Origin of the sequence: Brevibacterium sp. 'Marine' (assembly GCF_012844365.1) — a bacterium.
Taxonomy (GTDB): Bacteria; Actinomycetota; Actinomycetes; order Actinomycetales; family Brevibacteriaceae; genus Brevibacterium.
Genome location: NZ_CP051626.1, coordinates 820,896 through 837,052, shown reverse-complemented (window position 1 = coordinate 837,052; position 16,157 = coordinate 820,896). Strand labels below are relative to the sequence as shown.

The 16,157-nt window shown below is 57.2% G+C and carries 5 protein-coding genes and 6 rRNA genes; 1 reads left to right on the top strand and 10 read right to left on the bottom strand.

Features of this window, described 5'->3' with window-relative positions:
- Positions 1–84: 84 nt before the first annotated feature.
- Positions 85–1,182 carry a DUF6882 domain-containing protein gene (locus tag HF684_RS03595; protein WP_169251379.1) on the top strand — a complete coding sequence of 366 codons (1,098 nt, stop codon included), beginning with the start codon at positions 85–87 and terminating at the stop codon, positions 1,180–1,182.
- A 35-nt stretch (positions 1,183–1,217) separates the two neighbouring features.
- Here HF684_RS03595 and HF684_RS03590 read toward each other — a convergent pair whose 3' ends face one another.
- From HF684_RS03590 to HF684_RS03545, 10 genes are all read right to left on the bottom strand, one after another.
- On the bottom strand, positions 1,218–2,141 hold the full coding sequence (locus HF684_RS03590) for a DoxX family protein (protein WP_248279101.1): 924 nt from the start codon (positions 2,139–2,141) through the stop codon (positions 1,218–1,220).
- 385 nt (positions 2,142–2,526) lie between these two features.
- A 5S ribosomal RNA gene (rrf, locus tag HF684_RS03585) occupies positions 2,527–2,645 on the bottom strand.
- 185 nt (positions 2,646–2,830) lie between these two features.
- A 23S ribosomal RNA gene (locus HF684_RS03580) occupies positions 2,831–5,947 on the bottom strand.
- Between the two features lie 424 nt (positions 5,948–6,371).
- Positions 6,372–7,900 (bottom strand): 16S ribosomal RNA (locus HF684_RS03575).
- The 16S, 23S and 5S rRNA genes sit together here, the layout of an rRNA operon.
- A 568-nt stretch (positions 7,901–8,468) precedes the next feature.
- On the bottom strand, positions 8,469–9,710 hold the full coding sequence (locus HF684_RS03570) for a type II toxin-antitoxin system HipA family toxin (protein ID WP_169251378.1): 1,242 nt from the start codon (positions 9,708–9,710) through the stop codon (positions 8,469–8,471).
- A complete protein-coding gene (locus HF684_RS03565; RefSeq protein WP_169251377.1) occupies positions 9,707–10,000 on the bottom strand; it encodes a helix-turn-helix transcriptional regulator in 294 nt (97 codons plus the stop codon). The genes HF684_RS03570 and HF684_RS03565 overlap by 4 nt, the downstream gene beginning before the upstream one ends.
- Positions 10,001–10,375: 375 nt before the next feature.
- Positions 10,376–10,494 (bottom strand): 5S ribosomal RNA (rrf, locus tag HF684_RS03560).
- A gap of 83 nt (positions 10,495–10,577) precedes the next feature.
- Positions 10,578–12,131, bottom strand: coding sequence for an IS1634 family transposase (locus tag HF684_RS03555; protein WP_169251376.1), 1,554 nt, complete (start codon positions 12,129–12,131; stop codon positions 10,578–10,580).
- A 273-nt stretch (positions 12,132–12,404) separates the two neighbouring features.
- A 5S ribosomal RNA gene (gene rrf / locus HF684_RS03550) occupies positions 12,405–12,523 on the bottom strand.
- A gap of 185 nt (positions 12,524–12,708) precedes the next feature.
- Positions 12,709–15,817 (bottom strand): 23S ribosomal RNA (locus HF684_RS03545).
- Positions 15,818–16,157 lie beyond the last annotated feature (340 nt).

The following is a 16,157-nucleotide window of genomic DNA, read 5'->3' as shown; positions in this document are numbered from 1 at the left end:
ATCTACTCCACCATGAGGCACTGACACGGCCATCGCACCGCGTGCCTCCTCGATTCTCGGGCGCTCCCGCATACGCTTGACAGCATGAGCTCAACTCTGCAGGACCTGGTCAACCGCGCCGTCTTCTACTCGACGGAGGTGCAGACGCATTTCGGTGCGCTCATCGCCGACGCCGAGTGGGAAGTCGACTTCAGCTCCGACCCGCATCTGACGTTCACGTCGGCCGACGGTGCCGTTCTGCGCGCCCGACCACATCTGCTCGGTTCCGAGTCCGACCGGGAGAAGACTTGGCTGTGGGGATGGGAGAACGTCAATGACTTCCCCGATGCCGTCGTCGGGCTCTCCCACGAGGTGCGCAAGTACGGGGCCGCCGAGGATGTCACCGAGCTCACGACCCCGGAGCTGTCCCTCGATGAGGAGCTCGCACTGCGCCTGACCCTGGCGTCGAAGGAGGCCACTGACAAGTGGGCCCACTATCCTGCCGCCGCCGGTGCCGGGACCACGGTATGGCTGCTCGTCGATGCCGCCGAAGTCGCCCTGCCCGCACCGCAGGTCAAAGTCTCTGTGCGCGCGCTCATGCAGGGTCTGACACAGACGACGGTGACCGATCACCGCGCGGCTGTCGAAGCGTACGTCGCTAAGCGCGGCGTTCCGACGGCAGAGCTGCCCGAGGGTGGGCTGCGGATGCTGTTCTCCGACGGCTCCGCCGACCTGTCCTTCGACGATCAGCGTCGCATCTCCAACTGCGACCTGAACGCTCCCTTGGAGGGTGAGGCCGCCGACCAGTTCGCCGCCGCCGGGGGAGCCACGGGCACCCCCGCCTCCCGTACGCCGGATTCAGCTTCCGCTACCGCCGCGGAAGACGCTGTCGCGCCTTCTGAGACGGCCCCGGCAACTCCGGTACCTGCTCAGGCAGAGGAAACTGCGCCCGCGGAGTCCGTGCCGGATGAGAAGCCGGCAGCGGAGGCGACCCCGGCGGCCGAGGCTCGGGCCGACGAAGCCGCAGAGCCTGCGGCGGAGGCTTCGGATGCCGCACGCGGACAGCACCAGCCGGAAGACGAACGACCGCGCGGAGACGAGCCTGTCGAGCCTGCGCGGGCAGAGACTTCTGCCGAGGAAGAACCAGTCGAGGAGGCCAAGCCGAAGAAGAAGGGCCTGTTCTCGAAGTTGTTCGGTCGTTGAAGCAGCTTTTGATCTGCCGGATCATTCATCGCCCTTCAGCGATTCACGGGTGCCTCGGGACCCCATCGGAACCCGCGGTCGAAGAGGAAACGTCTCTCGTCATCGTTGTGCAGTGTCAGTTCCGAGTCTTCTGTCCGCAGAGAGAACTCCCCCTCTCCGACCTTCGAGTACCGGAACTCGACCGTGCCGGAGGGATCGCGAATGAGGGTCTGAGCACCTTTCCGGACCGGAAAGAGCTTCCCTGTGATCGACTGGCCATCGACGCTGTAGACACCGTCCTGGAAGTCTCCGTCGGAGTACCGCACGCTCATTCTCTTGCCCTTGCCCGATCCGATCTGCCCGAAGGCGATCTGAGCGATGTCTGCGGTCGTGTGGTCGGTGCCTTCGATCGGGGTCGTCTTGCCTGACGTAGTGACGGTGTAGACACCTGAGATCTCCTCGGGAGTGCCGCGGTTGCCCCAATTCAAGCTGATACCGGTTGCCAGACCGCTGCCGATGATGATGACGATGGCAAGTATCGGGGATACCCAGCGTGTGATCCGTACGAAGATCCGGTTGCGCCAGATGAGGCCGCTGACCGCAGGACCGACGCTGCGCCCGAGTATGAATCGCATGACTCGAGGCACATTCGGGATGAGAAGGATGAGACCGACCAGTGCCATCGCTCCGGACAGTTGCTTCACCGGCACGTCGAACGTCAGGTTGAGCAGGAAGACGACGCTCATGTCCAGAGCAGCGATGAGCGCACCGAGCCAGGCAGAGCGCCGGAAGAGCAGCAGGATGACGGCGATCAGCTCAGCGACGCCCGCCAGAAACTGCACGGTCGGGGAGAACGCCATGAAGCGCCACAGCAGTCCCATGGGGCTCATCTCGCCGTATTGGACAAGAGCATCGGCGTAGTCGGCGTAACCCATCTGAACGTGAAAGACCTTCGTCCAGGCGTAGGGCAGGAGAGACACCGCCAGCCCCGTCCGGAGCACCCAGTGGAGGGCCCAAAGGATCCCGACCCATAGAGATCGTGACCGAAGCTGCTGAGCTGACTGTTCTGTTGATTGTTCCTGTATCGCAGTGTCTTGCGTCATCATGGTGATCAGATTACTGACAAAACCACTTGCCCCGAAGTGGGGTTCTCCCGACCATTCCAAAAGACATTCCCCACCACCCTATTACTACCTGGCGGGGGCGCAGCAACCCCGCGCCAGGTAGCCCGGCCCCCATCAGGTAGCAACAAGCACGGGCAACACACCTCATCGTGAATACACGCAACACACCCGATCGTGAATACAGGAAAGGCCCTGCCCCTGACCCGAAGATCAGAAGCAGAGCCTCCCCACTAAAAAATTATTGCGGCAGTCACTTACTCTCCCACAACCACCAAGTTGCAGTACCATCAGCGCGAATGGGCTTAGCTACCGGGATCGGAACGGTTAACCGGGCGTTTCCCCACCACTATCACCACCGCAAAACCACACAGACCACCACCACAACCCACAAGGATTGTCAGCGGTAGTGGTCCAAGAACCGCACAGCGAACGCGAACACCAAAAACAATGTCATGCGCACCCCACAAGGGCGCATTCTCTCATCACAACTAGAAAAGATTACTCACAGAAACACTCTCTCGCACACACCAACCCCACTTGGAATGGTTGGTGAGTGATCGGTGTATTAGTACCAGTCAACTCCACACATTGCTGTGCTTCCATACCCGGCCTATCAACCCCATCATCTATAGGACACCTCCCCTGACAAAAGTCAGTTGGAAATCTCATCTCGGAGCCGGCTTCCCGCTTAGATGCTTTCAGCGGTTATCCATCCCGAACGTAGCCAACCAGCCATGCTCCTGGCGGAACAACTGGCACACCAGAGGTTCGTCCGTCCCGGTCCTCTCGTACTAAGGACAGACCTCCACAAATTTCCTACGCACGCAGCGGATAGGGACCGAACTGTCTCACGACGTTCTAAACCCAGCTCGCGTACCGCTTTAATGGGCGAACAGCCCAACCCTTGGGACCGACTCCAGCCCCAGGATGCGACGAGCCGACATCGAGGTGCCAAACCATGCCGTCGATATGGACTCTTGGGCAAGATCAGCCTGTTATCCCCGAGGTACCTTTTATCCGTTGAGCGACCACGCTTCCACAAGCCATGGCCGGGTCACTAGTCCCAGCTTTCGCTCCTGCTCGACACGTCCGTCTCACAGTCAAGCTCCCTTGTGCACTTACACTCGACACCTGATTGCCAACCAGGCTGAGGGAACCTTTGGGCGCCTCCGTTACTCTTTAGGAGGCAACCGCCCCAGTTAAACTACCCATCAGGCACTGTCCCTGAACCCGATCAGGGTCCGAAGTTAAGGAATCCACTATGGTCAGAGTGGTATTTCACCGATCGACTCCACCCCAACTAGCGTCAGGGCTTCACAGTCTTCCACCTATCCTACACAAACCACACCGAATCCCAATACCAAACTATAGTGAAGGTCTCGGGGTCTTTCCGTCCTGCTGCGCGTAACGAGCATCTTTACTCGTAATGCAATTTCGCCGAGTTCGTGGTTGAGACAGCAGAGAAGTCGTTACGCCATTCGTGCAGGTCGGAACTTACCCGACAAGGAATTTCGCTACCTTAGGATGGTTATAGTTACCACCGCCGTTTACTGGGGCTTAAATTCTCCGCTTCACCCTTACGGGTTAACAGGTCCTCTTAACCTTCCAGCACCGGGCAGGCGTCAGTCCGTATACATCGACTTACATCTTCGCACGGACCTGTGTTTTTAATAAACAGTCGCTTCTCTCTGGCCTCTGCGACCACCACCAGCACATCCCCAAGCAAGTTGGGTTCACCGGGATGGTCCCCCTTCTCCCGAAGTTACGGGGGCATTTTGCCGAGTTCCTTAACCACGATTCTCTCGATCACCTTAGTATTCTCTACTCGACCACCTGTGTCGGTTATAGGGTACGGGCAACACACACCCTCACGTCGATGCTTTTCTCGGCAGCAGAGGATCACCAGATCACCCCACCAATGTGGGGCGCCCATCAGCTCTCACACACTTGTGGGGACGGATTTACCTACCCCCACGTGCTACAACCTTAGACCGTGACTACCATCGCACGGCCTGGCTACCTTTCTGCGTCACACCTCACGCTTACCGACTCCACACTCAGGTCCCACCCGCAACCCCAACATCAAGTCCGAAGACTCAAAGGAGGAATTGGATGGTTAGTCTCATGTGTTTTGGTACTGTCGGTTGTGTGTCGGTACCAGAATATCAACTGGTTGTCCATCGACTACGCCTGTCGGCCTCGCCTTAGGTCCCGACTTACCCAGGGCGGATTAGCCTAGCCCTGGAACCCTTGGTCATCCGGTGGACGGGTTTCTCACCCGTCTTTCGCTACTCATGCCTGCATTCTCACTCGAATCGCCTCCACCACTCGTTCACACGGCGACTTCACCGGCAACTCGACGCTCCCCTACCCAACACCACACCATTACGGCGTCCGTGGTGCTGCCACAACTTCGGCGGTGTACTTAGCCCCGCTACATTATCGGCGCTCAATCACTTGACCAGTGAGCTATTACGCACTCTTTCAAGGATGGCTGCTTCTAAGCCAACCTCCTGGTTGTCTTCGCAACTGAACATCCTTTCCCACTGAGCACACGCTTAGGGGCCTTAGTTGATGGTCTGGGCTGTTTCCCTCTCGACAATGAAGCTTATCCCCCACTGTCTCACTGCCACGCTGAACCTTGACTGGCATTCGGAGTTTAGTTGACGTCAGTAACCCGGTAGGGCCCATCAGCCATCCAGTAGCTCTACCTCCAGCAAGAACCACGCAACGCTGCACCTAAATGCATTTCGGGGAGAACCAGCTATCACAGAGTTTGATTGGCCTTTCACCCCTAACCACAGGTCATCCCCTCCATTTTCAACTGAAGTGGGTGCGGGCCTCCACGCGCTCTTACACACGCTTCACCCTGCCCATGGCTAGATCACTCCGCTTCGGGTCTAGGACACGCGACTCAATTCGCCCTATTCGGACTCGCTTTCGCTACGGCTACCCCACACGGGTTAACCTCGCCACGCACCGCTAACTCGCAGGCTCATTCTTCAAAAGGCACGCCATCACAGTCATCAAGATACTGCTCTGACGGATTGTAAGCACATGGTTTCAGGTACTCTTTCACTCCCCTCCCGGGGTACTTTTCACCATTCCCTCACGGTACTCATTCCGCTATCGGTCATCAGGAAGTATTTAGCCTTACCAGGTGGTCCTGGCAGATTCACACGAAATTCCACGAGTTCCGTGCTACTCGGGCAACGCACACACCACGACAGGTCAATGTTTCGTCTACGGGACTCTCACCCACTCCGGTCCTGTTTCCCACCAGGTTCGACTACACCAACCACGCTCGCGGACCAGTCATGCTGAACCGGACCATGCACACCCCACAACACCCTGACAGCAACACCAGCACGCTTGACACTGACAAGGTTTAGGCTCATCCAGTTTCGCTCGCCACTACTCCCGGAATCATTGTTATTTTCTCTTCCTGCGGGTACTGAGATGTTTCACTTCCCCGCGTTCCCTCCACATGCCCTATATATTCAGACACGGGTCACCACCCTCACGAGTGGCGGGGTTTCCCCATTCGGAGACCCTCGGATCAACGCCTGTTTATCGGCTCCCCGAGGCTTATCGCAGATTTCCACGTCCTTCATCGGCTCCTGATGCCAAGGCATCCACCATGCGCTCTTACACACTCACCCAACCCCCAAACAGGGCCGGCTTTGTGTGCGCGAAAAATTGTTTCATTCACCTCACTAGATGATGACAAGAAAAATCACATTACATCAACAACACAAAACAATTGTGTTGTTTGATGCTCGCGTCCACTATACGATTCTCAAACCACTACCAAACACCGGCCACCACACAACACCATTTCGCTGCTGCCTGGCCGTCGGGTTGGTCCTGTTGGTTGAAACCACACCCACACACACTGTGTGGGGTTTGTGATTCCAGGACCCAATAACGTGTTCGTCCTAGCCCACCCGATCACCACCGTCGTCATGGCACACAGGCCACACCACGCTGGAAGGTATGAGCGAAAGAAGTGATGTTCCACCCTTGAGCTCCCAACCAGATGACGCATTCGGTCACTGCGTTGGGGTTCTGATGTGTGCTCCTTAGAAAGGAGGTGATCCAGCCGCACCTTCCGGTACGGCTACCTTGTTACGACTTAGTCCCAATCACCAGTCCCACCTTAGACGGCCCCCTCCCACAAGGGGTTGGGACACCGGCTTCGGGTGTTACCGACTTTCGTGACTTGACGGGCGGTGTGTACAAGGCCCGGGAACGTATTCACCGCAGCGTTGCTGATCTGCGATTACTAGCGACTCCGACTTCACGTAGTCGAATTGCAGACTACGATCCGAACTGAGACTGGCTTTAAGGGATTCGCTCACCCTCACGGGTTCGCCTCTCTCTGTACCAGCCATTGTAGCATGCGTGAAGCCCAAGACATAAAGGGCATGATGATTTGACGTCATCCCCACCTTCCTCCGAGTTGACCCCGGCAGTCTCCTATGAGTTCCCACCATCACGTGCTGGCAACATAGAACGAGGGTTGCGCTCGTTGCGGGACTTAACCCAACATCTCACGACACGAGCTGACGACAACCATGCACCACCTGTACACCAGCTCCAAAGAGAAGAACTGTTTCCAGAACGGTCCAGTGTATGTCAAGCCTTGGTAAGGTTCTTCGCGTTGCATCGAATTAATCCGCATGCTCCGCCGCTTGTGCGGGCCCCCGTCAATTCCTTTGAGTTTTAGCCTTGCGACCGTACTCCCCAGGCGGGGCACTTAATGCGTTAGCTACGGCGCGGAGAACGTGGAATGTCCCCCACACCTAGTGCCCAACGTTTACGGCATGGACTACCAGGGTATCTAATCCTGTTCGCTCCCCATGCTTTCGCTCCTCAGTGTCAGTTACAGCCCAGAGTCCCGCCTTCGCCACCGGTGTTCCTCCTGATATCTGCGCATTTCACCGCTACACCAGGAATTCCAGACTCCCCTACTGCACTCTAGTCAGCCCGTACCCACTGCACGCGCAACGTTAAGCGTTGCGTTTCCACAGCAGACGTGACCAACCACCTACGAGCTCTTTACGCCCAATAATTCCGGACAACGCTCGTACCCTACGTATTACCGCGGCTGCTGGCACGTAGTTAGCCGGTACTTCTTCTGCAGGTACCGTCACCTTACGGCTTCTTCCCTGCTGAAAGCGGTTTACAACCCGAAGGCCGTCATCCCGCACGCTGCGTCGCTGCATCAGGGTTTCCCCCATTGTGCAATATTCCCCACTGCTGCCTCCCGTAGGAGTCTGGGCCGTGTCTCAGTCCCAGTGTGGCCGGTCGCCCTCTCAGGCCGGCTACCCGTCGTCGCCTTGGTAGGCCATTACCCCACCAACAAGCTGATAGGCCGCGAGCCCATCCCCGATCGAAAAACTTTCCACCAACCCTCATGCGAGGGATGGTCGTATCCGGTATTAGACCCAGTTTCCCAGGCTTATCCCGAAATCAGGGGCAGGTTACTCACGTGTTACTCACCCGTTCGCCACTCATCCACCAGGTGCAAGCACCCGGCTTCAGCGTTCGACTTGCATGTGTTAAGCACGCAGCCAGCGTTCGTCCTGAGCCAGGATCAAACTCTCCATAAAAAACTTATGTCACGAATGAATCCCAGCAAGACAGCCAACCCCTCACGGGGTGAGAAGGTTGACCCATAAAATTACTGACCAAACACACCATCCACCCCACACAGCAGGAGGTTCGGCGAAGAACCACCCACCAGGGGCGAACCAATGTTTGGCCAGGTGATTGTCTTACCAGAAAATAAATTGTTCTGGCATCACAACTTGTTCAAACAAACACGCTATTGGATTCTCAAACCACAAACACACACCCATCACCACACCACACAAAAAGACAGTGTGTTCACTGGGGGTATCAGTTTCATTTTTCTGTCACCCACCCGATCGCCTGAACACTTGGATCAAACCGTGTTTGTCCTGGTCAGACCCGGTAGAAACGGTGTTCCGTGAACCTCGTTTCCGGCGGGGCAACGAGATATAACTCTAGACCACCCCAGAGGCGACGTGCAAATCCAAAACCGACTTTCTCCACGTGACACCCACCACACGGCCTGCAGTGCTCAGCGATGCCACTTGCAGAGCGGCCCGGCTGCACATCAGTCCCTGCAGCAAACGAGCCTGAATGCCGCGCGATTCAGCGGCACAGTCGGATAGCTTCGCCCAAGCGTGCGAGCTGCGCGTCGATGACGGCACCCATCTCGGTGATCTCTGCCCGTCGGATCCCGCGTTCGACCGCCTGCGATCTCCACCCTTGGACTGCGCTCACGACCTCATTGAGCACTGACACAGCAGTCGGCTTCGTCAGATGGCAGAGAGAGGCGAAATCGAGCAGCGCCTCTGCTTCAACCTCCGCGGACGCGACGCCATTGATCGCGGTCTGCCGTTCGACCGCGGGCTCCGGTTCCGGGTTGATGTCGAAAGCCGGGCTCAGCTGCCATCCCGCGTCCGCCCGTATGAAGCCATGGTTACGCAAATGATCGTCCGTATTGTGCAAAGCAACTGAGAATGCCACTCGGCGAAACAGTTCCGCACAGTCGCTGCGCCAGCTCCGGCTGTGGTCTTCGATAGCTTCGACGATATCGAGATAGTCACCGGCTTCTCCGTCCCGACGCCCGGTTGCTGTCATCGCACTCATATATCCGATCCGACGGTCGGCCGTACGATCGAACCTCTGCAGAAGGAGCACGGATCTCTCGTCGACGCTCAGCAACCGAGATTCAGAAGTGTCGATTCCGGCCCTACGGGCGAGTTCGAGTGCCAGACTCTCCCATGCGATGACGTCTCGATCGTCTCCGGGCCGGGAGAACTTCGCGATCAACAGTCGCCCCTCATCGTCCGCCACAGATGCTTTGGGCCGCGCCCCTCCCAGAGATCCTGTCCCAGCGTCAAGAAGGCGCTTCACAGCCGTGCCCGACCCTTCTGCGGCCCCATCGGCAGCCCGCTGCAGCTCGGGCAAGGAGAGCAGTTTCGGTACACGGTTCGTCGGGCTGAGGAAGTCTTCTCCAGCCGCACGACGAAATCGCAGAGCCCCTTGCCGGGTGCGGTCGCTGACTCCGAGCAGGAAGTCGATGTCTGTCAGACGGCGGTCACGCACGACGCCGTCGGCGACCTGCCGCCGATGCTCCTTCGCAACGAGGTTACGACCCCACCGGTCAGGAGAGCAGTCGGCGAATGCTCCCGGCAGACCAGGTACGCTGAATGGGGCTGTCGACAGCGGGAGCTCAGGGTCGATGGAATAGGCCCATCGAGTCCTCGCGTACTCATCGGAATATTTGAACGTCGTCGAGATCTGCCCCCGTGCGATGTGGAAGTACGCGGTGCCGACGAATACCGCCGTTCCGCCATGGTCCATCTCAACCCGGATCTGCTCACTCATCGACGGACCCTGTTTGGAAGTGTTTCAGCGGAACGTAATCTGCCGACATCGGTGCTCAGAGGATCAAATGCGGCGGACACATGGTCGAGCTGCCCCAGTGCCTGCATAACCGACATCACTGCCCCGATTGATACGCCTGCGTCACCACGTTCGACTTTCTGGAGCGTCGATCGAGAGATGCCGGCCCGCTCTGCGACTTCGACTGCCTTGAGCGATTGCATGAGTCGCCACCGACGAATCGAGGATCCGATCTCGCTGAGGCGGCGATCCACTTGTCGAGTGACGCTCATCTGGGCTCCTTATGAGTGCAATACTCACCACATAATCTATTAACGACTAGAATACGCGTCATTAGATCCACCGGCAATGCCCATTTCGAGCGAATCGATGGCCGGCTCCTGTCCGGGGCGACTCCACACAATCTCTGCGCGTCAGTAAGAACACCGCTCATAGTCGCCGGCGACCGGGCCGGAGAATACACGAATGGCCTCGCCCGGCTCCCGCTCAGAGTCGGACGAGGCCATTTGCTACCTGACGGCGGCGCAGCAACCCCGCGCCAGGTAGCCCGGCCCCATCAGGTAGCAACAAGCACGGGCAACACACCTCATCGTGAATACAGTGATGGCCCCGCCCAAGACTGGACGAGGCCATCACCCCAAAGAATATTGCGGCAGTCACTTACTCTCCCACAACCACCAAGTTGCAGTACCATCAGCGCGAATGGGCTTAGCTACCGGGATCGGAACGGTTAACCGGGCGTTTCCCCACCACTATCACCACCGCAAAACCACACAGACCACCACCACAACCCACAAGGATTGTCACCTGAGTTGCACAACTTTAGTTACCCACCGCTGACAGCAGAATCTACGACTTTTCCAGCGCCTGGAGCATGTTCTCGACGGCCCTAGGTACCTCCGGTGTGAACGTGATGTCCTGCCCACCGACCCGCCCGGTGAACTCCCGCAACGGCCGCAAACTCGTGATGATCTTCTTCAACGACGCCCCAGTCGCGGCCTGCATGAACCTCGATACGGCCAACGCCGTGAACACGACCGTCAAGTGCGCCTCAATCGCATCCCTGGTCCGGTGAAAGATCGGCCTGGCTCTCAAGTCGGTCTTCGACATCCGAAAAGACTGCTCGACCTGCCAGAGATCGTGATAGCTGCCGATGACCTCGGTCGCTGGCATAGTCCCGACGGGAATGTTCGTCACGTAGCCCTTGAACCCCGTCAGCTTCATCGCCCGCTCATACGCCTTCTCATCGAAGGCTTTCTCCTCGTCCGTGACTTTCACGAACCGGGCCTTCTTCGCTGGCTTGTCACCATCGATGATTGCCAGTGCGCGGTTGCGCTGTAGGTTCAGCGTCTGCTCATCACGCATCGCCCGTTTGCGCCGGTACTGCCACACCACTCGCCACGCATCCGGATGTTCCGTAGCCGACCACACGGGTTCGCGTCGCTTCTTCACCCGCTCCGGATCGAGTCGCTTCACCCCTTTCGGAGTAATCGTGTCGATGATCTGTCCATCGTCGGTGTACTCACCGTTCCACCGAAAATGCGTAGCCAGGTCATGTGGTGCTTTCGTCTGCCTCGACCCGACGATGAACCGCAGCCCAGCATCGTCGAGTTCCTTGAGGTTCTTCGCCGACAGCATGCCCGCATCAGCGGCGACGACCATGTCCGCCACCTGGTGGCGGTGTTGGAAGGCTTTGATCACGGGAATGATCGTGTGGGTCTCGGCTTTCGCGCCTTCGAAGCACCCGATCTCGAGTGGGAACCCCGTCCTGTCGACGAGCAACCCGACGACGATCTGCGGGTCGACACGACGTTCTTTCGAGTACCCGACCTGGCGCAGATCGTCTTCCTTCTCAGCTTCGAAATACAAGGTCGTGACGTCATAGAGGAGCAGGCTGATCCCGGTGGTAGCGACGCTGTGGGCGAAGCATTTCTCAGCGATCTGTGCCCGGTAGTCGCGTTCTTTTGCCCGGATAAGGCTGTTGAGGAACGTGTTGTGGTGAACGACGTCGACACCGAGTTCGTCAAGGACTCTGACACTGGCGGACTTCGACGTCGGCTCAACCAATCGGGCAGCGACGAGTTGGAAGAATGCTTCATCGTCGATGATGTCGAACCCGAGCCTTTCGTACACGGTGCGGATCGTGTCGATGAGGAGTCCGGATCTGCTGGACTTCACGACTGCCGATGCCACTCGTGGTTTGTCGGCAATATCGAAGTCGAGTGTGGCCTGTCCGGGGTCGCGCAGTTTGGCTTTGCCGGCCTCGACGAGAGCGGCGAGGTCTTCGGGTGTGTGGGCTGACCCGAGGTGCTCGACGATCCGGTACTTCCCGCCGGTCTTATCAGCGATCTGTACGGATGTGGCGCCCGACGCGGTCGGGACCTTGCGCACGAATGGGCTCATTCCACCATGATAAGGCTCAAATTAGTTACCCAAATCCGAAACAAGCAACCTCCTGACCAGGAGGAATATGCTCGGCGGCCCCGAAAACCTCATCTACTTGTGCAAGTCAGGTCAGAGTCGGACGAGGCCATTTGCTACCTGGCGGGGGCTCAGCAACCCCGCGCCAGGTAGCTGGGCCCCCTTCAGGTAGCAACAAGCACGGGCAACACACCTCATCGTGAATACAGTGATGGCCCCGCCCAAGACTGGACGAGGCCATCACCCCAAAGAATATTGCGGCAGTCACTTACTCTCCCACAACCACCAAGTTGCAGTACCATCAGCGCGAATGGGCTTAGCTACCGGGATCGGAACGGTTAACCGGGCGTTTCCCCACCACTATCACCACCGCAAAACCACACAGACCACCACCACAACCCACAAGGATTGTCAGCGGTAGTGGTCCAAGAACCGCACAGCGAACGCGAACACCAAAAACAATGTCATGCGCACCCCACAAGGGCGCATTCTCTCATCACAACTAGAAAAGATTACTCACAGAAACACTCTCTCGCACACACCAACCCCACTTGGAATGGTTGGTGAGTGATCGGTGTATTAGTACCAGTCAACTCCACACATTGCTGTGCTTCCATACCCGGCCTATCAACCCCATCATCTATAGGACACCTCCCCTGACAAAAGTCAGTTGGAAATCTCATCTCGGAGCCGGCTTCCCGCTTAGATGCTTTCAGCGGTTATCCATCCCGAACGTAGCCAACCAGCCATGCTCCTGGCGGAACAACTGGCACACCAGAGGTTCGTCCGTCCCGGTCCTCTCGTACTAAGGACAGACCTCCACAAATTTCCTACGCACGCAGCGGATAGGGACCGAACTGTCTCACGACGTTCTAAACCCAGCTCGCGTACCGCTTTAATGGGCGAACAGCCCAACCCTTGGGACCGACTCCAGCCCCAGGATGCGACGAGCCGACATCGAGGTGCCAAACCATGCCGTCGATATGGACTCTTGGGCAAGATCAGCCTGTTATCCCCGAGGTACCTTTTATCCGTTGAGCGACCACGCTTCCACAAGCCATGGCCGGGTCACTAGTCCCAGCTTTCGCTCCTGCTCGACACGTCCGTCTCACAGTCAAGCTCCCTTGTGCACTTACACTCGACACCTGATTGCCAACCAGGCTGAGGGAACCTTTGGGCGCCTCCGTTACTCTTTAGGAGGCAACCGCCCCAGTTAAACTACCCATCAGGCACTGTCCCTGAACCCGATCAGGGTCCGAAGTTAAGGAATCCACTATGGTCAGAGTGGTATTTCACCGATCGACTCCACCCCAACTAGCGTCAGGGCTTCACAGTCTTCCACCTATCCTACACAAACCACACCGAATCCCAATACCAAACTATAGTGAAGGTCTCGGGGTCTTTCCGTCCTGCTGCGCGTAACGAGCATCTTTACTCGTAATGCAATTTCGCCGAGTTCGTGGTTGAGACAGCAGAGAAGTCGTTACGCCATTCGTGCAGGTCGGAACTTACCCGACAAGGAATTTCGCTACCTTAGGATGGTTATAGTTACCACCGCCGTTTACTGGGGCTTAAATTCTCCGCTTCACCCTTACGGGTTAACAGGTCCTCTTAACCTTCCAGCACCGGCAGGCGTCAGTCCGTATACATCGACTTACATCTTCGCACGGACCTGTGTTTTTAATAAACAGTCGCTTCTCTCTGGCCTCTGCGACCACCACCAGCACATCCCCAAGCAAGTTGGGTTCACCGGGATGGTCCCCCTTCTCCCGAAGTTACGGGGGCATTTTGCCGAGTTCCTTAACCACGATTCTCTCGATCACCTTAGTATTCTCTACTCGACCACCTGTGTCGGTTATAGGGTACGGGCAACACACACCCTCACGTCGATGCTTTTCTCGGCAGCAGAGGATCACCAGATCACCCCACCAATGTGGGGCGCCCATCAGCTCTCACACACTTGTGGGGACGGATTTACCTACCCCCACGTGCTACAACCTTAGACCGTGACTACCATCGCACGGCCTGGCTACCTTTCTGCGTCACACCTCACGCTTACCGACTCCACACTCAGGTCCCACCCGCAACCCCAACATCAAGTCCGAAGACTCAAAGGAGGATTGGATGGTTAGTATCGTGTGTTTTGGTACTGTCGGTTGTGTGTCGGTACCAGAATATCAACTGGTTGTCCATCGACTACGCCTGTCGGCCTCGCCTTAGGTCCCGACTTACCCAGGGCGGATTAGCCTAGCCCTGGAACCCTTGGTCATCCGGTGGACGGGTTTCTCACCGTCTTTCGCTACTCATGCCTGCATTCTCACTCGAATCGCCTCCACCACTCGTTCACACGGCGACTTCACCGGCAACTCGACGCTCCCCTACCCAACACCACACCATTACGGCGTCCGTGGTGCTGCCACAACTTCGGCGGTGTACTTAGCCCCGCTACATTATCGGCGCTCAATCACTTGACCAGTGAGCTATTACGCACTCTTTCAAGGATGGCTGCTTCTAAGCCAACCTCCTGGTTGTCTTCGCAACTGAAATCCTTTCCCACTGAGCACACGCTTAGGGGCCTTAGTTGATGGTCTGGGCTGTTTCCCTCTCGACAATGAAGCTTATCCCCCACTGTCTCACTGCCACGCTGAACCTTGACTGGCATTCGGAGTTTAGTTGACGTCAGTAACCCGGTAGGGCCCATCAGCCATCCAGTAGCTCTACCTCCAGCAAGAACCACGCAACGCTGCACCTAAATGCATTTCGGGGAGAACCAGCTATCACAGAGTTTGATTGGCCTTTCACCCCTAACCACAGGTCATCCCCTCCATTTCAACTGAAGTGGGTGCGGGCCTCCACGCGCTCTTACACACGCTTCACCCTGCCCATGGCTAGATCACTCCGCTTCGGGTCTAGGACACGCGACTCAATTCGCCTATTCGGACTCGCTTTCGCTACGGCTACCCCACACGGGTTAACCTCGCCACGCACCGCTAACTCGCAGGCTCATTCTTCAAAAGGCACGCCATCACAGTCATCAAGATACTGCTCTGACGGATTGTAAGCACATGGTTTCAGGTACTCTTTCACTCCCCTCCCGGGGTACTTTTCACCATTCCCTCACGGTACTCATTCCGCTATCGGTCATCAGGAAGTATTTAGCCTTACCAGGTGGTCCTGGCAGATTCACACGAAATTCCACGAGTTCCGTGCTACTCGGGCAACGCACACACCACGACAGGTCAATGTTTCGTCTACGGGACTCTCACCCACTCCGGTCCTGTTTCCCACCAGGTTCGACTACACCACCACGCTCGCGGACCAGTCATGCTGAACCGGACCATGCACACCCACAACACCCTGACAGCAACACCAGCACGCTTGACACTGACAAGGTTTAGGCTCATCCAGTTTCGCTCGCCACTACTCCCGGAATCATTGTTATTTTCTCTTCCTGCGGGTACTGAGATGTTTCACTTCCCCGCGTTCCCTCCACATGCCCTATATATTCAGACACGGGTCACCACCCTCACGAGTGGCGGGGTTTCCCCATTCGGAGACCCTCGGATCAACGCCTGTTTATCGGCTCCCCGAGGCTTATCGCAGATTTCCACGTCCTTCATCGGCTCCTGATGCCAAGGCATCCACCATGCGCTCTTACACACTCACCCAACCCACAGGGGCTTGTGTGCGCGAAAAATTGTTTCATTCACCTTCACTAGATGATGACAAGAAAAAAACATTACATCAACAACACAAAACAATTGTGTTGTTTGATGCTCGCGTCCACTATACGATTCTCAAACCACTACCAAACACCGGCCACCACACAACACCATTTCGCTGCTGCCTGGCCGTCGGGTTGGTCCTGTTGGTTGAAACCACACCCACACACACTGTGTGGGGTTTGTGATTCCAGGACCCAATAACGTGTTCGTCCTAGCCCACCCGATCACCACCGTCGTCATGGCACACAGGCCACACCACGCTGGAAGGTATGAGCGAAAGAAG